Raw genomic sequence first — 23587 nt, 5'->3', positions numbered from 1 at the left:
GCACGCCGCGACCGGGTCGCGAACAACCTGTCCGGTTTGCCGATGGTGTGATCCCCATCACGATGCCAGAATGCGGCGGGTGACCGACGTCGCCGAAAACGCGAGGCAACCGCTGAGGGTCGCCGCCGCACAGGCCCAGGCGCGGCCGGGTGACATCCCCGCGAATGTCGCCACGGCCGCGCAACTCGTGCGCTTCGCATCCTCGGCCGGTGCCGATGTCGTGGTGTTGCCGGAACTGTTCCTGTCGGGCTATGACCTCGACCTGTTCCGACCCGACGTCAAACCGTGCGACATCGTGCCCGGCGACACCCGGCTCGGTGAACTCCAGGCCGCCTGCTACGCCACCCGTACGGTCGCGGTGGTCGGCGCCGCGGTGCGCCGCGCGGGCGGGCGGACCATCTCGCTCGTGGTGATCGGCCGCGACGGCGACGCGCACGTGGCCTACGACCGCCAGCACCTGTGGCACGACGAACGCGAACTGTTCCTCCCGGGCGACCACGGCTGCACGATCGAGATCGCCGGCTGGCGTCTGGGCCTGGGCAGCGCCTACGACGTGAGCTTTCCCGAGCACGTACGCGCCGCCGTGCACGACGGATGCGACGCGTACCTGTGCCCCGGGGTCTACACGCGCGGCGACGGCGAACACCGCCGCGATCTGTACTTCGCCGCCCGGGCCCTGGAGAACACCTGCTACACCGTGGTCGCCAACCACATCGGCGACACCGTGCTCGGCCCGGCGTGCGGCCGCAGCGGCGTGTACGGGCCGGACGGACGGGTGGTGATCGAGGCGGACGGGGAACGGGTGGACGTGGTCGCCGCGACCTTCCAGGACATCGAGATCGACGCCGCGCGCGAGTGCCTGACCATGCTGGAGGACCTGCCCGCGTCCCGGCGCCCGGGGACCGGTCAGCGGCGCGAGACGATCAAGCTGGACTGAAACCCGCACCGGCTCGTGACCGGCGGATGCTGGAAACCGCGCGCGGGAAACCCTAGTCTCACCGGACCGGGACCTACCGACGGGTAACGGGAGCCGGCACGACGGAGGGGAGCGCACGTGCGCACAACTCGCAGGGCGATCGCGGGTCTGGCCGCGCTGACGGCGCTCGTCGCGCTGTCCGCTTGCTCGGACGACTCCGACGACAAGGCGGCGTCCGCCGACAAGAAGGCCGGCGTGCCGGCGGCGGACAAGGGCACCGCGCCGAGCGCGCTGCCGGTTGCCGCGAGCGGGGCCACCTATGTCGCGCTCGGCGATTCGTACGCGGCGGGCGTGAAGATACCCGTGATCGTGCCCACAGCGCCGCCCGGGTGCAGCCGCTCGGAGAGCAACTACGCGCACCTGGTGGCCAAGCAGAAGAACATCGCCGGCTTCGTCGACGTCACCTGCGGCGGCGCCAGGACCCCGGACATGACGGCGGGTCAGCAGACCCAGGGCTCGCCGCCGCCGCAGTTCGACGCGCTGCGCCCGGACACCGCGCTGGTGACCCTGGGCATCGGCGGCAACGACATCGGCTTCTCCGAGATCGTCACGACGTGCGTGATCCAGAGCCGCAGCACCACCTCGACCCAGCCGTGCACCGACAAGTACGCCGGCGGCGGCAACGACGAGCTGGCCAAGCGGATCGCGGACACCGCGCCGAAGATCGCCGCCACCATCGCCGGGATCAAGGAGCGCTCGCCCAAGGCCCGGATCCTGGTCGTGGGCTATCCCACGATCCTGCCGGAGAGCGGTCCCTCGTGCCCCGCCCAGGTCCCGGTCGCCGAGGGCGACCTGCCCTACCTGCGCAAGGTGGTGCCGGCGCTGAACGACATGATCGCCAAGGAGGCGGCCAAGCAGGGCGCGGAGTACGTGGACACCTACGCCGGCTCGGCCGGCCACGACGTGTGCCGGCCGGTCGGCACCAAGTGGATCGAGGGCATCAAGCCCGAGTCGCCCGGCGCCCAGGTGCACCCCAACGCGCTCGGCCAGGAGGGCATGTCCAAGGCCGTGCTCGCCAAGCTCGGCTGACCCGGGTCCGGGCGGGCCCGACACCGGGACACGACCTCGCGGGAGAAGCCGGACGAAGCGGGCCGCGCGGTCGGCGATGTCGGTCGGAGCATCTAGGCTTGTCGCCCGATGAGCGACTCCGACCGTCCCGAGCTGACCGAACTCCTGCACGCCGCCGTTGCCGCCGTCGGCGGAGCGGAGCGGCCCGGACAAGTGTCCATGGCCGAGGCCGTCTCCGGCGCGGTGGCCCGTGCCGAACACCTCCTGGTCCAGGCGGGTACCGGCACCGGCAAGTCCCTGGCCTACCTGGTGCCCGCGCTCGCCGCGCGGCGCAAGGTCGTGGTCGCCACCGCGACGCTCGCGCTCCAGCGTCAACTGGTCGAGCGCGACCTGCCGCGCACGGTCGAGGCGCTGCGGCCGATGTTGCGCCGCTCGCCGACCTTCGCCACGCTCAAGGGCCGCGGCAACTACCTGTGCCTGCACCGGCTGCACGACGGTCCGCCGGACGAGGGCGAGGTGCTCTTCGACCCGGCGCCCACGAGCAGGCTGGGCCAGGACGTGGTCCGGCTGCGCGAGTGGGCCGACGACACCGAGACCGGCGACCGCGACGACCTGAGCCCGGGCGTCAACGACCGGGCCTGGGCCCAGGTGTCGGTGTCCTCGCGCGAGTGCCTGGGCGCCTCGCGCTGCCCGTACGGCGACGACTGCTTCGCCGAGGCCGCGCGGGAGCGGGCCAAGCAGGCCGACATCGTGGTCACCAACCACGCGCTGCTCGCCATCGACGCGTTGGAGGACGCGCCGGTGCTGCCCGAGCACGAGTTGTTGATCGTGGACGAGGCGCACGAGTTCGCCGGCCGGGCCACCGGGGTGGCCACCGCCGAGCTGAGCCTGAGCGCGGTGGACCGCGCCGCGCGCCGCGCGGGCAAGCTGGCCAACGAGGGCGCGGTGGACAACCTGGACGCCGCCTCGGAGGCGTTCAAGAAGACCATGGAGGGGCGCGAGCCCGGCCGACTGCGCGAGGTGGACCCGGATCTGGGCTGGACGGTGTCCGCGCTGCGCGACGCGAGCCGGGGCGTGATCACCTCGCTGGGCGAGGTCCGGGACAAGTCGCTGAGCAACGAGGACGCGGCCCGGCGGCAGGCGCTGGCCGGCGTCGAGCACATCCACGACACCTGCGAGCGCATCCTCAAGGGCTCGCCGCACGATGTGATCTGGCTGGAGCGCAACGAGCGCACCGGCGCCTGTCTGCGGGTGGCGCCGATCGCGGTGGCCGGGCTGCTGCGCGAGGCGCTGTTCGGCGACCGCACCGTGGTGCTCACCTCGGCCACGCTCAAGCTCGGCGGTGACTTCCGCGGCGTGGCGGGCAGTCTGGGGCTGACCGCCGAGGGGCTGCTCACCGACGAGCCCGCGCCGGTGCCCACCGAGGTCGCGGTGCATCCGGGGGACGGCGAGGAGCCGGACGAGGACGCGGACCCGGATACCGACGCGGACCTGGCGGCGTGGCGCTGCCTGGACGTGGGCTCGCCGTTCGACTACCCCCGGCAGGGCATCCTCTACGTCGCGCGGCATCTGCCGCCGCCGGGCCGGGACGGGATGAGCGCGGACACCCTGGACGAGCTCGCCGAGCTGATCGAGGCGGCCGGCGGGCGGGCGCTGGGCCTGTTCTCCTCGCGGCGCGGCGCGGAGGCGGCCACCGAGGCGCTGCGCGAGCGGCTCGAGATGCCGATCCTGTGCCAGGGCGACGACTCGCTGGCGGAGCTGTTGCGGCGATTCGCGGCCGAGCCGCGCACGTGCCTGTTCGGCACGCTGTCGTTGTGGCAGGGCGTGGACGTGCCCGGGCCGTCCTGCCAACTCGTGGTCATGGACCGCATCCCGTTCCCGCGTCCGGACGACCCGCTGATGAGCGCGCGGGCGCAGTCGGTGCAGGAGAACGGCGGCAACGGCTTCATGGCGGTGTCGGCCACGCACGCCGCGCTGCTGATGGCGCAGGGCGCCGGCCGGCTGATCCGGGCGATGGACGACCGGGGCGTGGTGGCGGTGCTCGATCCGCGGCTGGCCACCGCCCGTTACAGCGGGTTCTTCCGGTCCTCGATGCCGCCGCTGTGGTACACCGAGGACCGCAATCAGGTGCGCCGCTCGCTGGCCGCGATCGACAAGGACGACAGCGCCTGAAGCGTCACCGTGTCGCGAACGCGAGACGGGCGGTCGTACGGCGAACTCTCGCCGTACGACCGCCCGCTGCCGGTATGTCGATGTCCCCGGTCATCTCAGACCCGTCGCATGACGGCCACCACGCGGCCCAGGATGGTCGCCTCGTCTCCGGGAATGGGCTCGTAGGCGGGGTTGTGCGGCATCAGCCAGCGGTGCCCGTCCCGGTGCCGCAGACGCTTGACGGTGGCCTCGCCGTCGATCATCGCGGCGACGATGTCGCCGTTCTCGGCGACCGGCTGGCGGCGCACCGCGACGTAGTCGCCGTCCATGATCGCGGCCTCGATCATCGAGTCGCCGCTCACCTTGAGCAGGAACACGTCGCCGTCGCCGACGAGCTGGCGCGGCAGCGCGAACACGTCCTCGATGGACTGCTCGGCCAGGATCGGGCCACCGGCCGCGATCCGACCGACCACCGGCACGTAGGACGCGGCCTGCGCACCGCGTTCGGCGTGCGGCCCGGCCGGCGCGAGCGGGCGACCGCCGTCCGGCGAACGCACCTCATAGGCGCGCGGGCGATGCGGATCACGGCGCAAATAGCCCTTGCGTTCCAGGGCCATCAGTTGATGCGCGACGGAAGAAGTGCTCGACAGGCCGACCGCCTCGCCGATCTCGCGCATGCTCGGCGGATATCCGCGTGTCTCCACGGAGGTGCGGATCACTTCCAGGACACGGGTCTGGCGCGGCGTCAGCCCCCCCGCCGGACGCCGCGTCGAACCACCCTGGACCTGCCCGTTCTCGGTGCCCGGGGCGGGCGCCGGAGGCGGCACGGTGGTGCTGTGCGGGTGTTTCACGGGGAGACTTTCGGTGCGGATTCCGGGGTGGATGGCTCCGGTGGCTTCTCCGGTCACGGCTGGCCCTTTCGACGGATTGCTCGCACGTGGAGAACGGTAGTCGGGTTCGAAAGGTTGCGCCAAACACACGTTCGAGTGAATTTAGGCCAATCCAGTGGCGATCATTCGGTTCCCGCTGTAGTAATCGTACATACATTCGAATTCGGCTCGGGGAAAACGCTCGTTTCGACTGCCCGATATGTGGCATCCGTGGCTCGTGTGCCACGACACGCGGCCGGCCGGGTTAATTTTCGCCGGACGTCGGGCGGTGACCTGCGGGGATGACGAGAGGTCACCACGGGCTCTCCGAGTGTCTGCGCGTCGGCTTGCAGCGCTCGGGGTCGCGGTCTACCGTAGCCACTACATCTTGTGGTCGAGGTCGCTAAAGGAACCCACAAGTTGTGGTTGCCGTATATACCATATTCCCGGAGCGCACCGGACGGGCCCCACGCGGAGACCCCGGGGCGAGGGCGCGGCAACAACCCGGGCACGCTTCGCCATACCGCGCGCGGCGCGCACGAGCAACACGGACGACCTGCGTCTCAACGAGGGGGAGAGGGAACCGCATGCACTGCCCCTTCTGTCGGCGAGCGGACAGCCGCGTCGTGGACAGCCGGACCACCGACGACGGCGCCGCGATCAGGCGTCGTCGCTCGTGCCCCGACTGCGGACGGCGCTTCACCACGATCGAGACCGCCTCGCTCACGGTGATCAAGCGCAGCGGCGTCACCGAACCCTTCAGCCGGGACAAGGTCATCGCCGGGGTGCGCAAGGCGTGCCAGGGCCGCCCGGTCACCGGCGACGCGCTGGCCCTGCTCGGCCAGCGGGTCGAGGAGGCGGTACGAGCCACCGGCTGCGCCGAGTTGACCACCCACGACGTGGGCCTGACCATATTGGGCCCGCTGCGGGAGCTCGACGAGGTCGCCTACCTGCGGTTCGCGTCCGTGTACCGGGCCTTCGAGTCCCTGGAGGACTTCGAGGCCGAGGTCGCGCTGCTGCGCGCCGGTCGCGCGGAGCCCGCGGTGCCCGTGGACGCGGCGGACAGTCCCGCCTCGGACTGATCGCGATCACCAGAAATCAATTTCGGTAGCACACGAACGACGGACCACCCGACCGGTCGGCGGACATCCCCCGGGACGTTTCCGCCTGCCCACGGCGTTGTTCAAAAGAGGAGACGGCATGACAGAGACGACGAGCGGCTCAGCACGCGGTTCCGGCCGGTCACGACCCGGCAAGGGCCTGCGGATCGAGCGCGTGTACACGACCCCCGGCGTCCACCCGTACGACGAGGTGGTCTGGGAGCGTCGTGACGTCGTCATGACCAACTGGCGCGACGGCTCGATCAACTTCGAGCAGCGCGGCGTCGAGTTCCCCGACTCCTGGTCGGTGAACGCGGTCAACATCGTCACGAGCAAGTACTTCCGCGGTGCGGTGGGCACGCCGCAGCGCGAGTGGAGCCTGAAGCAGCTGATCGACCGGGTCGTCAAGACCTACCGCAAGTCCGGTGAGGAGAACGGCTACTTCGCCGGCCCCGCCGACGCGGAGATCTTCGAGCACGAGTTGGCGCACGCCCTCCTGCACCAGATCTTCAGCTTCAACTCGCCGGTCTGGTTCAACGTCGGCACCGCGCAGAAGCAACAGGTCAGCGCGTGCTTCATCCTGTCGGTCGACGACTCGATGGACTCGATCCTGGACTGGTACAAGGAAGAGGGCCTGATCTTCAAGGGCGGCTCGGGCGCCGGCCTGAACCTCTCCCGGATCCGCTCCAGCAAGGAACTGCTCACCTCCGGCGGCAACGCCTCGGGCCCGGTCTCCTTCATGCGCGGCGCGGACGCCTCGGCCGGGACGATCAAGTCGGGCGGCGCGACCCGCCGCGCGGCCAAGATGGTCGTGCTCGACGTCGACCACCCCGACATCGAGGACTTCATCGACACCAAGGTCAAGGAGGAGGAGAAGATCCGCGCGCTGCGCGACGCGGGCTTCGACATGGACCTCGGTGGCGCCGACATCGCGTCGGTGCAGTACCAGAACGCGAACAACTCGGTCCGCGTCTCGGACGAGTTCATGAACGCGGTCGAGCAGGGCAAGGAGTTCGGCCTGCGCGCCCGGCTCACCGGCGACGTGCTGGAGACGGTCGACGCCAAGGCGCTGTTCCGCAAGATGGCCGAGGCGGCGTGGGCCTGCGCCGACCCGGGCATCCAGTACGACGACGAGATCAACAAGTGGCACACGTGCCCCGAGTCGGGCCGGATCACCGCGTCCAACCCGTGCTCGGAGTACATGCACCTGGACAACTCGTCCTGCAACCTCGCGTCGCTGAACCTGATGAAGTTCCTGCGCGAGGACGACACGTTCGACGCGGTCAGGTTCGCCAAGGTCGTCGAGCTGGTCATCACCGCGATGGACATCTCGATCTGCTTCGCCGACTTCCCGACCGAGAAGATCGGCGAGACCACCCGCGCCTTCCGCCAGTTGGGCATCGGCTACGCCAACCTGGGCGCGCTGCTGATGGCGACCGGGCACGCGTACGACAGCGACGGCGGCCGTGCGCTGGCCGGCGCGATCTCCTCGCTGATGACCGGCACCGCGTACAAGCGCTCCGCCGAACTCGCCGGCATCGTCGGTCCGTACGACGGCTACGCCCGCAACGCCGAGCCGCACAAGCGCGTCATGCGCCTGCACGCCGAGGCCAACGACGCCGGCAAGCGCATGGACGACCTGGACACCCCCGTGTGGGACCTGGCGACCAAGGCGTGGAAGGACGTCGCCAAGCTCGGCGACAAGAACGGCTTCCGCAACGCGCAGGCCTCGGTGCTGGCCCCGACCGGCACGATCGGCCTGATGATGGACTGCGACACCACCGGTGTCGAGCCCGACCTGGCGCTGGTGAAGTTCAAGAAGCTGGTCGGCGGCGGCTCGATGCAGATCGTCAACGGCACGGTGGCCCGGGCGCTGGGCCGGCTGGGCTACCAGCCCGAGCAGGTCGAGGCGATCATCGAGCACATCGCCGAGCACGGCCACGTGGTGGACGCGCCCGGCCTCAAGCTCGAGCACTACGAGGTGTTCGACTGCGCGATGGGTGAGCGCACCATCTCGCCGATGGGTCACGTACGGATGATGGCGGCGATCCAGCCGTGGATCTCCGGCGCGATCTCCAAGACGGTCAACATGTCCGAGGACGCCACCGTCGAGGAGATCGAGGAGATCTACTTCCAGGGCTGGAAGCTCGGCATCAAGGCGCTGGCGATCTACCGCGACAACTGCAAGGTCGGCCAGCCGCTCTCGGCCGGCAAGGGCGAGAACAAGGGCAAGGCGGACGACGGCAAGTCGACCGCGGCCACCGTGGTGGAGAAGGTCGTCGAGTACCGCCCGGTGCGCAAGCGCCTGCCCAAGGGTCGTCCCGGCATCACCACGTCCTTCTCGGTGGGTGGCGCCGAGGGCTACATGACCGCCAACTCCTACCCGGACGACGGCCTCGGCGAGGTCTTCCTGAAGATGTCCAAGCAGGGCTCGACCCTGGCGGGCATGATGGACGCCTTCTCGATCGCGGTCTCGGTGGGCCTGCAGTACGGCGTGCCGCTGGAGACCTACGTCTCCAAGTTCACCAACATGCGCTTCGAGCCGGCCGGGCTGACCGACGACCCGGACGTGCGGATGGCGCAGTCGATCGTCGACTACATCTTCCGCCGGCTGGCGCTGGACCACCTGCCGTTCGAGACCCGCTCGGCGCTGGGCATCCACTCCGCCGCGGAGCGTACCCGGCACCTGGAGACCGGCTCCTACGAGCCGGACGAGCCGGCCGCCGCCGAGGACATGCGCACCCTCGCGCAGTCCGCGCCGGTGGACGCCGCGCTCAAGGCCCCGGACCTCAAGCCGGTCCCCGCCGCGGTGCACTCCTCGACCGAACTGCTGGAGGCCCGCCAGGGCCGCAGCGCGGACGCCCCGCTGTGCTTCTCCTGCGGGATCAAGATGCGCCCGGCCGGCAGCTGCTACGTGTGCGAGGGATGCGGCTCGACCAGCGGCTGCAGCTGACCTCGAGGTCGGTGAGGTGAACGCCTGAAAGGGGCGGGGAACCGGTGATACCGGTTCCCCGCCCCTTTCGGTGTTGCTCGTGCGGTGTCCGTCGCGGTCGCCCGCGAAGGGCCGGTCGGCCGCGGTGGGTCAGCCGGCGAGCTGCTTGGCCTTGGCGTCTCGCTTGGCGAAGACCTCGTCGCGCATCGACTCCATCTCCTTGAGCACGTTCTTGCGCTCGCGCTTGGAGAGGCGGTCGATGTACAGGTAGCCGTTGAGGTGGTCGGTCTCGTGCTGGAGGCAGCGGGCGAAGTAGCCCTCGCCCTCGATCACCAGCGGGTTGCCGTCCTTGTCCACCCCGCGCGCGATCGCGCGGTCGGGGCGGGCCAGGTCCTCGTGCGGGCCGGGGACGGACAGGCAGCCCTCGCCCGCCTCCTCCAGGTGCCGCTCGGTCGCGGGCAGTTCGTCCAGGACCGGGTTGATCAGGTGGCCGACGTGCCGGTGGCCGTCCTCGTCGACACAGTCGTACACGAACAGCCGGATGCCGACGTCGACCTGGTTCGCGGCCAGGCCCACGCCGTCGGCGACGTACATGGTCAGGAACATGTCGTCGATCAGCGTGTTCAGCTCTTCCGTGCCGAACTCGGTGATCTCGGCGCAGGGTCGGTGCAGGACGTCCTCGCCGACCACGGTGACGCGCAGGACCTTGCCGCGGGCGGCCTCGGGCGCCATGGCGGGGTACGCGTCCACCGGGCGGCCCATCACAAAGATCCGGCCTTCTTCGTGATCGTGGTGATCGTGGCTGGAGTGGTCGTGGTGCTCGGCCATCGGTTTGCTTACCTTTCCACCAGGGCATGAACCCGAATCACCCTACCGGCCCGGTCACGGCAGAACGGCCGACGCCTTCGCCTTGATGGTGACCTCGCCGGGCTCGGTGACGGTGATCTCGGTCCAGCCGTCCTCGGTCTCGCCGATGCTCGTGTTGGGTTTGTCCGCGACGAACCAGCTCGTGCGGTGGATGCGCACGGTGAAGGTGCCCGCCTGCTGGGCGAGCAGGGTGAAGCCACTGGGCGAGATGTCCACGAGCTGACCGGGGCCGTCCAGCAGCGGAACCGGGTCGGCCACCTCCCAGATCACCCAGTGCGGGTCGGACCACACCGGCACCAGCCAGTCGGCGCCGGCGCGCAGGATCTCCGCCTCGCGCTTGGCGGAGGGGTCCAGCGGCACGTCGGGCAACGCGATGAAGCGCACGCCGGTCTCGCGCACCCACGCGTGGTACTGGCCCTCGTCCAGGGTGGGGCCGTACAGCACCGTGTTGTGAGCGCGGTCGAGCTGGCGCTCCCAGCCGCGGGCGAGCGGCATGTGCTCGGCGACGTAGACCGTCTCCCAGTGGCCGCGCGTGAACGGGATCTCGATCCGGCCCACCGGCAGGTTGGCGCGCTCCAGGAAGTCGAGCATGCCGGTGTAGTAGCCGGCCTTCTTGCCGGTGCTGTCCTGGTTGTTGAACGCCACCGCCTTGCCGGCCGAGGAGAACTGCCAGGCCAGCAGCGGGATGGCGAGCAGCACCACCAGGCGCCGGCGGCCGAGCGAGAGCAGCACCACGGCCATCAGCGGGCCGGCGCACAACTCGCCGAGCCGGGCCGCGTTGCCGCCGACCGCGCTGGGGATCATGAACAGCACGGTGGAGGACAGCGCGTACAACCACAGGAAGCGGCGCGCGCTGACCTCGGTGCGCGGGACCAGGGCCAGGCCCACTCCGGCGAAGCCCAGGATCGCGGCGAACCGCCACAGCGGGAAGGAGAAGTCGCCGCCGCCGGGGAAGATCAGGGACATCACCAGGCCGATCACGGCCGGGGCGAGGCTGAACCGGGTCGCCCACACCCGCTCGGCGGGTACCCAGGCGAGCGCGATCATCAGCAGGAACGCGGCGGCCAGCGGACTGGCCAGGCCGCAGAACCCGGCCGCGACCGCCGCCCACGCGCGATGCCCGGAGCGGGCACCCAGGATCGCCATCAGCCCGGCGGCGACGCCGAGCACGAACGGGGTCCGCCCGATCAGGTACTCGATGCTGACTATCACCGCGAACCAACAACTGCCCACCCGCCGGGCCAGGTCGCCGCGGCCCAGCCGCAGCCGGGAGAACGCCCACGCCGCGGCGACGCAGGAGATCGCGGTGAGCAGGCGGGTGCCGATCCCGCCGGCCAGGATCGGGGTGATCACGCTGTAGCCGGGCAGCAGGTGTCCGCCGTACCACTGGTTGTTCCACAGCACGGCGCCGTGGTCGCGCACCAGCCAGGCACGGAAGATCTGCGCGGGCCAGTCGGCGCCGTTGATGCCCAGCACGGTCAGCAGGCCGACCAGGGCCAGGGTGATCACGTAGGGATGCTCGGCGACGGCGATCAGGACCCCGCGCAGGTGCCGCCGCCGGGTGCGGCGAGCGGTGCCGCCCGCATCCGACGTGGGCTCCCCGAGGGGTATGCGGCCGTCCAGAGCATGTGTCATGACGGCCTAGTTTTTCAGATCGGGGCCGATGAGGTGCAGGTGGGCACTGAGGTAGGACACCGGATTGTCCGATGTATGGCGTGCCATGGCGCAATGTCCACCGTGGAATCACCGGTGCGGTGCGAAAAAATCCTTCGTTCGGATGAAACGCCGGCTCAGACCACGGGGCCGGACGAGGGGTCCGGCGGGGGGCCGGACGGGTCATCCTCGGGGGGCTCGGGCGGGTTGGGCAGCCCCGCACGGGCGCGCAGGTCGCGCGGGTCGCGCGGGCCCTCGATCCGGCGGATCACCGAGAGCGCGGCGGTGTGGAACGCCTCCAGGAACGCCTGCGCGGTGGATGCCGGCCACTCGGCGCGCTGCACCGCGTGCATGTTGTGATCGGTGTCGCACCAGCACGCGACCTCGACGGTGGCGGTGACGCTGACGAACGGGCCGTCCAGTTGCCACACGTCCAGGCCCAGTTCCAGCCAGTCGCCGTCGGCCTCGTACAGCAGCAGCGCGGTGCCCAGGATGTGCGGGGACGGCTCGGGCTCGGGCTCGGGACTCAGCGGGTCCGGTTCGTTCCAGAACCAGCGCGCGGGATCGTCGAGGGAGCGGCGCAGATCGAGCGCTTGAGCGGCGGCGACCAGGCGTTCACGGCCATGGTCGTCGAGATCGGGAAACAGCCGCTCGAACGGGATGTCCGAGGCAGGGCGCTCGGTGGCGGGCACGCGGGCATTCTGCCGTGGCGGGGGGTCTTCCCGTCAACGTCGGGTTGCGTGACCACCACCGACGTTGGCCGAATTTGCCCGCCTATGCCGGGACTGTACTGGCGCCATATCGCGAGAGAGGCGATTCATCGACTCGATTCGCCATCGATTCGGCACCGACTCGGAGACCTCGCGGAACACGCTTGCGCGAGTGGTCCGCCGCCGGGTCCGAGGCCGGCGCTCGGCGTCCGCGACTTGAGGTTCGGGCTCGGATTCGTGTCGGGATTCGGGCTCGGCGTGTCGGGGCCGGGTTGGCAGACTGCGTACCGAACCATTTCGGTACACACCACTTCGGTGGTCTGCAACGCAGGGAGCCTGGCATGCGGGTAGCGGTTTTCGCGGGATCGGCGTCGGGTGCCTCGCCCGGGTTCCGGGAGGCGGCGGTCGAGCTCGGTCGTGGGCTCGCCGAGGCCGGCGTCGGGATCGTCTTCGGCGGTGGGCACGTGGGTCTGATGGGCGCGGTCGCGGACGCGTGCCTGGCGGCGGGCGGCGAGGTGATCGGGGTGATGCCGCGCTCGCTGGTGGAGCGCGAGATCGCGCACCGGAGCCTGACCGAGCTGCTGATCACCGAGACCATGCACGAGCGCAAGGCGGCGATGGCGGACCGGGCGGACGCCTTCGTCGCACTGCCCGGCGGCGCGGGCACGCTGGAGGAACTGTTCGAGGTGTGGACCTGGCAACACCTGGCGATCCACGCCAAACCGGTCGCGCTGCTGGAGGTGGGCGACTTCTGGCGCCCGCTCCTGGACGCGCTGGACACGATGACCGCGAACGGCTTCCTCAAGCCGGAGCTGCGCTCGACCCTGCTGGTCGCGCGGGACAGCGCGGACCTGCTCGGCCAGGCGAAGGCGTGGCGGGCCCCGACGCCCAAGTGGGTGGACGGCCTGGACCCGGCGGCGCCGCCGAGGCCGTGAGCCGGCGGGGCGGTCCGCGCGGACCGCCCCGGGACCGGTCCGCGGGTGCGGCCCCGGATCAGGGTGCGATCAGGGTTTGCCGCCCATGCCCTTGAAGAGTTTGGCGTCGCGCGCGGACACCGTGACCGGGCCCGGCCGATCGACGGTGATCTCGCTCCACTCGTCCGCGGTCGACTTGATCACGATCTCGGGTCGGTCGGGGGTCACCCAGAACGTCGGGTGGATCTTGACCACGAACGTGCCGGCCGTGTGCGCGTCGAAGGAGAACCGGCTGGGCGTCAGCTCGGTCAGTTCGCCCGGCCCTATCACGATCGGCGTCGCGTTCTCCACCTCCCAGATCTTCCAGTGCCCGTCCGTGTAGACCGGCTTGAGCCACGGAATGCCGTTGCGGATCAGGTCCGCCTCGGGAATCGCCGAGGGGTCGATCGGGATGTCCGGCAGGGCCACGAAGCGCACGCCCGTGTCGTCGATCCAGTCGCGGTACTCCTGGAGCGTGAGGTCCTTCTGGTAGAGCACCGCGTTGTAGTTGCGGTCCAGTTGACGCTCCCAGCCCCGGGCCAGGGGCATCTTCTCGGCGACGAACACCGACTCCCAGTGCCCGCGGGTGAACGGGATCTCCACCCGACCCACGGGGTGGGTGTTGTTCTTCTGCAGGAATTCGAGCATGCCCGTGTAGTACTGCGGCTTCTCGCCGGGCGAGTCCTTGATGTCGTGCGTGATGGCCAGCGCGGCGGACTGGAACTGCCAGACCAGCAGCGGCAGGGCCAGCAGCACCACCAGCCGGCGCCGGCCGACCGAGAGCAGCACGACCGCCATCAGGGGCCCCGCGGTCAGCTCGCCGAGCCGGGCCAGGTTGCCGCCGAGCGAGGTCGGCACGAAGAAGAAGATCACCGCGGTCGCCGCGTACAACCACAGGAATCGCCGGGCGCTCTGCTGCTCCTTGGGCAGTATCAGCAGGCCGACCGCGGCGAACGCCAGGATCGGCAGGAACCGCCACCACGGGAAGGGGAACATCCCCTCGTTGGGGAACGCGAGCGCGGCGACCAGGCCGATCGCGGCGGGGGAGAAGCACAGTCGGGTCGGCCAGACCCGCTCCCTGGGCACCCAGGCGAGCGCGACCAGCATCAAGAACGCGCCGGACAGCGGGCTGGAGAGGCCGCACAGGAGGGCGGCGAAGCCGGCCCAGAGCGGGTGCCGGCGGCGGGCGGCCAGTATCGCGAGCATGCCCGCGGCGACACCGAGCGCGAACGGCGTGCGGCCGATCAGGTAGTCGACGCTGCACATCACCGCGAACCAGCAGCTCCCCACCTGGCGGGCGAACTCGTTCCCGCCGACCCGGAGCTTGTCCCAAGCCCACGCGGACGTCACGCAGGACAGCGCGGTCAGCGTCGCGGTGCCGATCTTGGAGGCGATCACCGGCGCGAGGATGCTGTAGCCCGGCAGCAGGTGGCCGCCGTACCACTGGTTGTTCCACAGGTAGGTGCCGTGGTCGCGGATCAGCCAGGTCCGGAAGTACTGCGCCGGCCAGTCGGGGCCGTTCACGCCGGTGACGATGATCAGGCCGATCAGGCCGGCGGTGATCAGGTACGGACGTTCGACTATCGCGTTCCCGAGTGCCCGAAAACGACGGCGACCCGCCGGCGCTGCGGGTCGTTCCGTCGTTGGGCTCTGCACATCGCTCGTCACATGACCCGAGTTTTCCAGACGCGGCGCTCGACGTCGCCGGCGGATGTCCGGGATAGGTGCTTTTGTGGGTTTATTCGCTTTGGCGAAGAGTGAGGGTGACGAGGGCGCCGAGTACGGCCAGGCCGACCGCGACCAGGATCGCCAGGTTCATGCCGCCCGCGTCGACCAGGGCGACCACCAGCGCCGCGCCGATCGAGGCGCCCATGTAGCGCGCGGTGCTGTTGGCGCCGGAGCCCATGCTCGCCCGGTCGGCCGGCACGCTCTCCACCGCGAGGCGGGCCAGCGCGGTGTTGACCAGGCCCACGCCGAAGCCGCCGACCAGCAGGCCCGGTACCGCGCGCGACCACGAGTCGGCGGGGGTGAGGCCGTACAGGCCCAGAAAGCCGACGACGGCGACGAGCAGGCCCGCGGCGAAGCGGTGTCGGGCGTCGGGCAGCACGTGCACCCGGCCGAACGCGAACGAGGTGAGCGCGGCGGCGGCCGACCACAGGCCGAGCAGGAGCGCGGCGCCCAGGCCGCTCAGGCCCAGGGTGCCCTGGAAGACGGTGCCCAGGAAGGCGGCGATGGCGATCACCGCGACGCCAGTGATCAGCGCGCCGAAGGTGGCGACGGCGAACGCGGGCCGGGCGAACATGCGCAGGTCCAGCATCGGCGCCCGGCCGCGCAGGGCGGTCGCGACGTAGCCCGCGAGCAGGAGCACGGCGATCACCATCAGCGTGTCGACGACCGGTCGTTGCCAACCCTGCCGGCCCTCGATCAGCGCGGCGGTCAGCGCGATCAGACCCGGACCCAGGGTCAGCGTGCCCCACACGTCCGGCCGGCGCGGGTGCTCGGCGCGCGATTCGGGCATCCGTCGGGCGACCGCGGCCACCGCGAGGGCGGCGACGACGGTGAACCAGTAGGGCGCGGAGCGGTGTGCCAGTGCCAGTCCGGCGCCGATCAGCGGCCCGACCACCATGCCCGCGCCGATCGAGGAGCCGTACGCGGCCATCGCCCGGCCGCGCGCGGCGCCGTGGTGGTTGTGGGCCAGCAGGCCGAGCCCGGCGGACATGATCGCCGCGCCCGCGACGCCTTGGAGGGCGCGTCCGACCACGTACAGCGGCAGTGAGGGGGCCAGTGCGGTCAGCGCCGAGGCCAGCGCGAGGCCGAGCGTGCCCGCGGTGAAGACCCGGCGGCGACCGAAGTCGTCGGCGAGGCTGCCGGTGATCAGCAGGGCCGCGGACAGGCCCAGGCCGATCGCGCTGAGGATCCAGGCCGGGCCGCCGGGGCCCGCGTGCAGGTCGCGCACGGTGTCCGGCACGATCGCGATCGGCATCGTGTAGGTGGCCAGCAGCAGCAGCGTGCCCAGGGCCACCACCGGGACGGTCGCGCCGGGCGAGCCGCCGCCGGCGACGGGTGCGGATGGCCGGTACGCGGTGCGCGGTGCGGTGGATGTGGCGATGGACATGGCGGTGCTCCCCGGATCGTGACTCCTGGCCGAGTCGGTTCGTTGAATGAACCAACGCTGCCCGGAGAACGTAGCACTTGATGGTTCGGTGAATGAACCGACCCGGGGTTAAAGTGCTCGTATGGCTTTGGGCAAGGACTACGGGCAGCAGGACTGTGCGCTCGCTCGCACCCTGGAACTCGTCGGCGAGCGCTGGACGCTGCTGATCGTGCGGGACGCGTTCTACGGCGTCCGGCGCTACAGCGATTTCCTCGCCCATCTGGACATCCCGCGGGCGGTGCTCTCGGGCCGGTTGCAGACGCTGGTCGACGCGGGGGTGCTCGACAAGCGCCGCTACCAGGAGTCCCCGCCGCGGGACGAGTACGTACTCACCGAACGCGGCGTCGACCTGTGGCCGATCATCCGCACGATGGCCCGCTGGGGCGAGAAGCACGTGCAGAACGGGGTGGTCTGCCGAATCTTCCGGCACCGAGGCTGCGGCGGGACGGTGGACCCGAACGGGGTCTGCGCGGTCTGCGCGGCGATGGTCACCCCGGGCGAGACCGAGGTGGCCCCGGGCCCCGGCGCCGACCTGCTGCACCGCGACGACGCGGTCACCCGCGCGATGCGGGTGCCGCACCGGCTGCTGGAGCCGCTGCTGCCCTGAGCAGGCGATCCGGGGCCGGCGACGTGCACTCGGGCGACTCGGGCGGACCCGCGACCGGGGCTTCGCGCCGGCGACGCGGCGACCCGGACCCGGTGCCCGGATCGGATACCCCGGCCGGTGCGGCCGGATCGCGACGGGATCCGGCGGTTGCCGAGAGGCAGGCTCTAGGGTCGTCCTCGAACGGGTGAGTCATCGCTTCGAGGGGGATCCATGGGCGCAGGGACGGGGCTTCGCGCACTCGCCGGAGTGGTGCTCCTGGGCGTGTTGTACGTCGTGCTCGCGCTGCCGCTCCTGTTCGTGACGTTCGTGGTCGGCGCGATCGTCGACCACGGGCGGTTCTTCACCTCGGGCGCCGCCGTGTTGTGGGCGCTCGGCGCGGTCGCGCTGGTCGCGCTGCTGGTGGAACTCGCCGGTCCGCGCCGGCTTCCGGCCGGGCTCGCGGTGGACGCCGAGGCGCAGCCGGTGTTGTGGGAACTGGTTCGGGACGTGGCCGCCGATCTGCGGGTGCCGGTGCCGGACGGGATCGTGCTGACCGGCGGCGCGGGTTGCGAGGTGCGGGCGGTCCGCCGCCCCGGGACCTGGCTGCACCGTCATCTGGTGCTGGGCACCGCGCTGCCGTACGTGCTGACCGGCCGGCGGCTGCGGGTGGTGATCGCGCACGCGCTCGGACACGGTCGCCGGCGCCGTCCGCCGCTCGCGGACCGGATCGCGTGCCACGGGGTGGACGCGGTGGTCGGGCTGGCCGAGGCACTCGACGGGCGCGGTCGCCGAGGTCGCGCGGCGGCCGGTTACGCGGCGCTCTACCAGCGGGTGTGCGCACCCGTGGTGCGTTTCGAGGAGCGCGCGGCGGACCAGGCCGCGGCCCGCGCGTACGGCACCGCGGCGGTGACGGACGCGCTGGGCGAACTCGCGGTGGTCCGGGCGGACTGGGGCCGGTTCCGGGACGACCTGGTGACTTTGGGGATCGAGGCGGGCTGTGTGCCCGGCGATCCGATCGCCGGCTTCCGGGCCTTCCGGGCCGCCCTCGGCGATGCCGAGTCGGCGCCCGACGCGGCGACGGCGGCGCGGATCGAACGGCTGCGCGCGCGGCCGTCGGACGGCCGGGGCACCCCCGGGGGCACCGACCTGGCCGGCGGCACGCTGCTGGTCGAGCCGGTTCGCCTGCTCGCGCACGTACACCCGTACCTGCTGGTCACCGACGACGACGGGCACCTGGGCCCGCGCGGGTTCGCGGCGTTGGACGGCATGGTCAAGCTGGCCGAGGAGGCGTACCTGGAGCACGTGGTCGGCTTCGCCCAGGCCCGTCGGGCGGCCGCGCTCGGGATCTCCGCGCGGCGTGCGGGCGTGGAGTACCCGGTGACCCTGGGCGGCGTGCTGGGGCTGCTGGTCGAGGGCCGGGGGGACGAACTGATCGCCGCGCACGGCGAGGGCGCCGCCGACGCGCTGGCCGCGCTGCTCGCCCGCGCGTGGGTCGAGTCCGGGCGCGGCCGGCTGCGGCCGACCTGGACCGGCACCGACACCGTCACCGACCACCTCGGCGCCGAACTGGACCCGATTGCCTCGGCCGAGGCCGCGCTCGCCGGGTCGGCCGGGGCCAGGGCGCTGCGCGAGCGCTTGGCGGCGGCGGGCGTCTCGACCCACTACGAGCCCCGACCGCCGGTGTCGATCGCCGTCGGCGAGCGGGAGACGGTGGTCGGCAGGCGCTGATCGTTGACCTACGGTGGTGGGGTGAACGAGTCGAGCACCGAGCACGCGGACGTACCCGGGATCGACGCCGATCCGGGCTCCGCGCACACGACCACCACGCGGCAAATCGTCGAAGGGACGGCTGCCGCCGCGCGCATCGTCGCCGGCGAGCCGGCGGCACTGGGGACGCGAGCGGCACCCGGGAAGCTCGCGGCGAGGAAGGCCGCAGGCAAGAAGGTTGCCGCGAAGAAGGTCGTCGCAAAGAAGGTTGCCGCGAAGACGGTCGCCGCGAAGAAGGTTGCCGGCAAGAAGGTCGTCGGGCCGCGCAAGCCCGCCGGTCGCATCGCGCCGCCGACCTACGACGTCGAGCGCGAACTGATCACCCGGGGCGCGCAGGTGATCGCCGGGGTGGACGAGGTCGGGCGCGGCGCGTGGGCGGGCCCGGTGCTGGTCGCGGCGGCGATCACCGACCTGTCCGTGCCGCCGGCCGGGCTCACCGACTCCAAGCTGCTCACCGTGCGCCGCCGCGAGGAGGTCGCCGCCGCGGTCGACCCGTGGGTGCGCGCGTACGCGTTCGGGACCGCGGACCCCGAGGAGATCGACACGCTCGGGATGACCGCCGCGCTGCGGCTGGCCGCCGAACGCGCGCTGACCGCGCTGCCGGTGCGTCCGGACGCGATCGTGCTCGACGGCAAGCACGACTTCCTCGGCGCGCCGTGGTCGGTGCGCTGTGTGATCAAGGGCGACCAGTCGTGCGTCAGCGTCGCGGCCGCCTCGGTGCTCGCCAAGGTGCACCGCGACGGCATGATGGCCGGGATCGGCGAGGGGTACCCCGAGTACGGCTTCGCTGGCAACGCCGGCTACCCGGCGCCGGTGCACCGCGCCGCGCTGGCCGAGTACGGCCCCACGCCGCACCACCGGATGTCCTGGGCGTACTGGGACGACCTGCCCGCGTGGCGACACCTCAAGCGACCCCGGGTCGAGCTCGTCGACGACGGCCAACTCGGCTTCGACCTGGGCTGATCGGCGTCGGTTTCCGAACGGTCACATTTGCCGGGGGGCGCTCGTGCGCCGCACGGGCCGGTTGTAGCGTCACGCGGGTGACTGCCTCGATTCCTCCCGGCTGGTACGAAGACCCGTCCTCGCCCGGTTCCGAGCGCTGGTGGGACGGCGCGCAGTGGACCGCCTCGACCCGGGCCCGCGCGCAGGGCGAGATCCCGCCGCCGCCGGTCGGCGCCCCGCCGGCCGCGATGCAGGCGGGCTACCCCCAGGGCGGATACCCCGGCGGCTACCAGCCGATGGGCCCGCCGCCGGGCGCCGCCCGGCCCGGTCGCGGCAAGGCGATCGGCCTGACCGCGCTGGCGCTGGTCGTGGTGGGCGGCATCATCGCCGCGCTGATCGTGGTCCTGAGCGGGGACGACGGCGGCTCCGGCGGTAAGTCGGCGGCCACGGACGGCACGGTCACCGACCCCACCACCGGACTCACCGTGCCCAGGTTCAAGGGCTGGGTCGCCCCCGACCCCGACGACGCGCCCGCGGACCAGGCGGTGGAGCGCCCCTGTCCCAGCAAGTCGGCGACCCGCAGCGGGTCCGGAGCCGAGACGAAGCTGCAGGCCGAGCGCAAGTGCTATCGGGCCGGCCTGGAGCTGGTGACCCACAAGGCCGACTCCTTGGACGAAGTGATCGCCGACCTGAAGAAGGAGGTGACCGGAAGCAAGGGCAAAATCAAGGTGGAAACCATGGAACTGGACAAACCGATCACGGTGGACGGTCACCCGGGCTACGTGCTGCGGGCCAAGGTCAGCGGCAAGCCCGAGGACCTGAGCCTGGACTCGGACACCGCCTGGGCACAGGCGGTGGTGATCGACGCGAAGAACGCGGACGGCGAATACCCGTGCGTGCTGCTCAAGATGGAGATCTCCGCCTCGGCACCGGACAAGGCCACGCTCGACACCGTGCTCAAGGGCATCAAGGTCGGTACGCCGCAGCCCTCGGAGAGTACGTCCTGACCCTGCGTCATATCTGACGCGACGTCACCAGCGGTACGGTACGCCCGATCGGTCGCGCCGTACCCCGCATCGGTCGCGAGCGCGTACCGTGGACGCGCGCGCCGCAGGTCGGGCTTGCCGGGATGCGACTGAAGGAGGCCGCATCGGGCACATCATCATTGGGGGGTGACTGTGCGCATCGGTGATCGCCTCGCATGCCCCGGCTACTCGGTGGTGGCCGTGGAGACGACGGGTTTGTCCCCGCATCGACATCGCATCATCGAGATCGCGGTCGCGCAATGCGATCTCGACGGACGCGTGACCGAGTTCTTCACGACCCTGCTCGACCCGCAGGGTCCGGCCGGCGACTTCCAGGCGCACGGCCTGTTCGACGACGACGTGGTCAGCGCCCCGACGTTCGCCGAGGTCGCGCCGTGGTTGGTGAACCTGTTCCGGCAACGGGTCGTGGTCGCGCACAACGCGCGCTTCGACATCGGCTTCGTCGAGCGCGAGTTCCAACGCCGGGGCCGGCCCACCGTGCCGCCGCTGACCACCCTGTGCACGATGCGCGAGGCGCCGCACCACCTGCCCGAGGCGCCGCGCTTCACGCTGCTCGCGTGCTGCGAGGCGGCCGAGGTGCCGGTGGACAGTGGGCACGGCGCCGCGGCCAAGGCGATGGGCACCGCGCGGCTGCTGGAGCACTACCTGCGCCAGGGCGCGGGCGAGGCCCGGCACTGGCAGCAGGCCCGGACCGTGGCGGCCTCGCTGAACTGGCCGCGCCGCAGCGCCGATTTGTCGCGGGTGTTCACCCGCGACGACGCGCACATGGCCCGTCGGGCGCGCGAGGAGGCCGAGCAGGTGCGCCGCCGGGACGCGGTGTCGTACCTGGAGAAGGCCCGCGCGTACGGTCCGCCGACCGGTGTGGGCGAGGGACCGGACAGCTACCTCGCGGTGCTCGACGCGGCCCTGGAGGACCGGGTGATCACCCCGCAGGAGGCCATCGACCTGGCCGAACTCGCGGTGTCCCTGGGCATTTCCGAGGAACAGCGCAAGGACCTGGACCGGCTGTACGTGACCGCGCTGGCCGCTTCCATGGTCGCGGCCGGACCGGTCGACCGCGAGGAGCGGGCCGACCTGACCCGGGTCGCCGCGCAGTTGGGCATCCCGCGCATCGCGCTGGACGAGATCGTCGGGATGGCCCGATCCACGGTCGAGCAGGGTCGCGGCGGGCCGCGCATCCTGGCCCGCGGGCGCCCGCTGGAGTCGGGTCTGGCGGTGCTCTTCCACGGCTATCTCGCGATCACCCGGGGCGAGTTGGAACGCCGGATGGCCCGCGCCGACCTGTCCGTGGCGTCCGGCATCCACGATCGGGTGGACGTGCTCGTGGTGGCCGACCCGGACGAATCCGCGGACCGGACCTACTGGGCGCGCCAGCGCGGCATCCGGGTCCTGATCGAGCCGGTGTTCCTGGCGCTGCTCGCCGACCTCGAGCGTGGGCGCAGCAGCGCGGCAGACGCGGCCTCCCAGGTGGCCGCCGCCTCGCTCGCGCACGCCGTGCCCAGGGCGCCGCGCACCACCAGTGGCTTCCTGCTGCCCCGGCCGGGCACCTCGGCGCCGGCCGCCGCATCCTTCGTACCCAGTCCCTACCGGCCCTACGACACGCCCGTGGACGGCGTCTCGGACGTGCTGCCGACCGAGGCATTCGCGCCGACCGAGGCCTTCACCGCGGACGAAGCCGCCGCGCCGACCGAGGCGTTCACGCCCACGGAGGCGTTCGCGCCGACCGAGGCGTTCGAGGTCACCGAGGCGCAGTCCACGCCGGCCACGCCGGTGTCCGGGTCCGCCTCCGCCACCACGCCCGCTCCGGTGCCGGGCACCGGGGCCACGCTGCCGAGCATCCCGCCGCCGCCGACCGCCGCCGATCTGCCGGTGGCGCCCGGAGCCTCGGCCGCCGAGGTGCTCCAGGCCACCGTCCCGGACGTGCTCCCGCCGCCGCCCGAGGTGCCGGCGACGCACGACACCCAGCCGACCACGCCGCCGCCGGTGCCGGGCCCGGAGACGCCGCCACAGCCGATGCCGACGGTGCCGCCGGTCCCGGACCGGCCGCCGGCCGCCGCCGAGTCGACGCCCGCGTCCACGCCCGAGCCGGTTCCGCCGCGGCCCGTCGTGCCGCCCCGGCCCGCGGACGCGCCACCGCGCGCGCTGACCCGGGGCCAGGCCGTCACGATCGAGGACCTGGGCCCGTTCGCGGGCACGGTGCGGATCGAGGCGGCGTGGTGGGCGCCCGGTCAGGCGGACGGCGACACGGTGGCCCTGGTGTTGGACGACGACCGCCGAGTGGGTGACGACGGCGACCTGGTGTTCTTCAACCAACCGGTGCACGCCAGCGGCGCCGTGCGGTTGGCCGGCAAGTTGCAGACCGGGACCACCAACGACGTGGAACCGGGCTCCGATTCGGTCGAGATCGACGTCACCACGCTGCCTCCGGGCCGCAGTCGAGTCCTGGTCGCGCTCGCGCTGGACGCCACGAGTGGCACCACCTTCGCCCAGGTACCCGTGACCGTCGGTATCGTCGACCCTGTGACCTGCCGCCGACTCGCCGAATTCCGGTTGAGCGGAGGCGATGAGACCGTCATGATCCTGGCCGAGGTCTATCGGCGCGGCGACTCCTGGCGCCTGCGCTCGGTCGGCCAGGGCTATGCGGAGGGCCTGGCAGCTTTGGTGATCGAGCACGGGGTGGTGGTGGACGATTGATCCGGCCGAGCTGACGGGGCATCGTAGGATGCGCCGTCGTACGCCCGGGCCACACCCCAGGAGCACCCTGGGTGGGCACGCCCCGCGCGGCTTTGATAGGACTGCCACCATGCCGCGCGTGTTCTCCGGGGAACGGGACTCCACCGATCCCTCCCCGCGTCTCCTCACCGCCGGGCATC

At 71.7% G+C, this 23587-nt stretch carries 17 protein-coding genes; 11 read left to right on the top strand and 6 right to left on the bottom strand.

Translation table 11 applies throughout. The features are described from left to right. Positions 1-79: 79 nt before the first annotated feature. The 3 genes from ACIRL2_RS01940 to ACIRL2_RS01930 all read left to right on the top strand — a co-directional run bounded on the left by ACIRL2_RS01940 (position 80) and on the right by ACIRL2_RS01930 (position 4156). Positions 80-937: a carbon-nitrogen hydrolase family protein gene (locus tag ACIRL2_RS01940; RefSeq protein WP_402229453.1), complete on the top strand. Its 858-nt coding sequence runs from the start codon at positions 80-82 to the stop codon at positions 935-937. Between the two features lie 117 nt (positions 938-1054). Then, on the top strand, positions 1055-2005 hold the full coding sequence (locus ACIRL2_RS01935; protein ID WP_395869356.1) for an SGNH/GDSL hydrolase family protein: 951 nt from the start codon (positions 1055-1057) through the stop codon (positions 2003-2005). A 108-nt stretch (positions 2006-2113) separates the two neighbouring features. Beyond that, positions 2114-4156 (top strand): ATP-dependent DNA helicase, encoded by a 2043-nt coding sequence (locus tag ACIRL2_RS01930; protein WP_402229449.1) that lies wholly within the window; start codon positions 2114-2116, stop codon positions 4154-4156. Between the two features lie 95 nt (positions 4157-4251). Here the strand turns inward: ACIRL2_RS01930 and lexA are convergent, their stop codons facing one another. Next, positions 4252-4962, bottom strand: coding sequence for a transcriptional repressor LexA (gene lexA, locus ACIRL2_RS01925; RefSeq protein ID WP_402229620.1), 711 nt, complete (start codon positions 4960-4962; stop codon positions 4252-4254). Positions 4963-5591: 629 nt separating this feature from the next. Here lexA and nrdR point away from each other — a divergent pair. Further along, complete coding sequence (gene nrdR / locus ACIRL2_RS01920; RefSeq protein WP_395869352.1) at positions 5592-6086, top strand: transcriptional regulator NrdR; 495 nt, start codon at positions 5592-5594, stop codon at positions 6084-6086. Positions 6087-6204: 118 nt separating this feature from the next. Next, positions 6205-9057 carry a vitamin B12-dependent ribonucleotide reductase gene (locus ACIRL2_RS01915; RefSeq protein WP_402229447.1) on the top strand — a complete coding sequence of 951 codons (2853 nt, stop codon included), beginning with the start codon at positions 6205-6207 and terminating at the stop codon, positions 9055-9057. A 129-nt stretch (positions 9058-9186) separates the two neighbouring features. Here ACIRL2_RS01915 and def read toward each other — a convergent pair whose 3' ends face one another. From def to ACIRL2_RS01900, 3 genes are all read right to left on the bottom strand, one after another. Further along, positions 9187-9864, bottom strand: coding sequence for a peptide deformylase (gene def / locus ACIRL2_RS01910; RefSeq protein WP_395869348.1), 678 nt, complete (start codon positions 9862-9864; stop codon positions 9187-9189). 54 nt (positions 9865-9918) lie between these two features. Next, positions 9919-11538, bottom strand: coding sequence for a hypothetical protein (locus ACIRL2_RS01905; protein ID WP_395869346.1), 1620 nt, complete (start codon positions 11536-11538; stop codon positions 9919-9921). Between the two features lie 155 nt (positions 11539-11693). After that, positions 11694-12248, bottom strand: coding sequence for a hypothetical protein (locus ACIRL2_RS01900; RefSeq protein ID WP_395869344.1), 555 nt, complete (start codon positions 12246-12248; stop codon positions 11694-11696). Positions 12249-12607: 359 nt separating this feature from the next. Between ACIRL2_RS01900 and ACIRL2_RS01895 the strand changes: the two genes are divergently transcribed. Further along, the gene (locus tag ACIRL2_RS01895) at positions 12608-13201 is read left to right on the top strand and encodes a TIGR00730 family Rossman fold protein (RefSeq protein ID WP_402229443.1); all 594 of its coding nucleotides are present in this window, start codon (positions 12608-12610) and stop codon (positions 13199-13201) included. Between the two features lie 69 nt (positions 13202-13270). On the opposite strand, the gene ACIRL2_RS01890 is transcribed toward ACIRL2_RS01895, so the two are convergent. Continuing rightward, the gene (locus ACIRL2_RS01890) at positions 13271-14887 is read right to left on the bottom strand and encodes a hypothetical protein (RefSeq protein WP_402229440.1); all 1617 of its coding nucleotides are present in this window, start codon (positions 14885-14887) and stop codon (positions 13271-13273) included. Positions 14888-14957: 70 nt separating this feature from the next. Then, positions 14958-16334, bottom strand: a complete 1377-nt coding sequence (locus ACIRL2_RS01885; protein WP_402229438.1) for an MFS transporter — start codon at positions 16332-16334, stop codon at positions 14958-14960. Positions 16335-16455: 121 nt separating this feature from the next. Here ACIRL2_RS01885 and ACIRL2_RS01880 point away from each other — a divergent pair, with 121 nt between their 5' ends. The 5 genes from ACIRL2_RS01880 (at position 16456) to ACIRL2_RS01860 (ending at position 23408) form a co-directional block, all read left to right on the top strand. Then, a complete protein-coding gene (locus ACIRL2_RS01880) occupies positions 16456-16980 on the top strand; it encodes a winged helix-turn-helix transcriptional regulator (RefSeq protein WP_395869336.1) in 525 nt (174 codons plus the stop codon). A 210-nt stretch (positions 16981-17190) separates the two neighbouring features. Then, entirely contained in the window at positions 17191-18687 is a 1497-nt protein-coding gene (locus ACIRL2_RS01875; RefSeq protein WP_402229436.1) for a hypothetical protein, read from the top strand. Positions 18688-19008: 321 nt separating this feature from the next. Beyond that, the gene (locus ACIRL2_RS01870; RefSeq protein ID WP_395869594.1) at positions 19009-19689 is read left to right on the top strand and encodes a ribonuclease HII; all 681 of its coding nucleotides are present in this window, start codon (positions 19009-19011) and stop codon (positions 19687-19689) included. Positions 19690-19766: 77 nt separating this feature from the next. Further along, the gene (locus tag ACIRL2_RS01865; protein WP_402229433.1) at positions 19767-20675 is read left to right on the top strand and encodes a DUF2510 domain-containing protein; all 909 of its coding nucleotides are present in this window, start codon (positions 19767-19769) and stop codon (positions 20673-20675) included. 165 nt (positions 20676-20840) lie between these two features. Beyond that, on the top strand, positions 20841-23408 hold the full coding sequence (locus ACIRL2_RS01860) for a TerD family protein (protein WP_402229430.1): 2568 nt from the start codon (positions 20841-20843) through the stop codon (positions 23406-23408). Positions 23409-23587: the final 179 nt, after the last annotated feature.

It is taken from the genome of Embleya sp. NPDC127516, from assembly GCF_044765325.1.
Taxonomy (GTDB): Bacteria; Actinomycetota; Actinomycetes; order Streptomycetales; family Streptomycetaceae; genus Embleya.
Note: the sequence above shows the minus strand (reverse complement) of the source record. Positions and strands in the feature narration are given on the sequence as shown.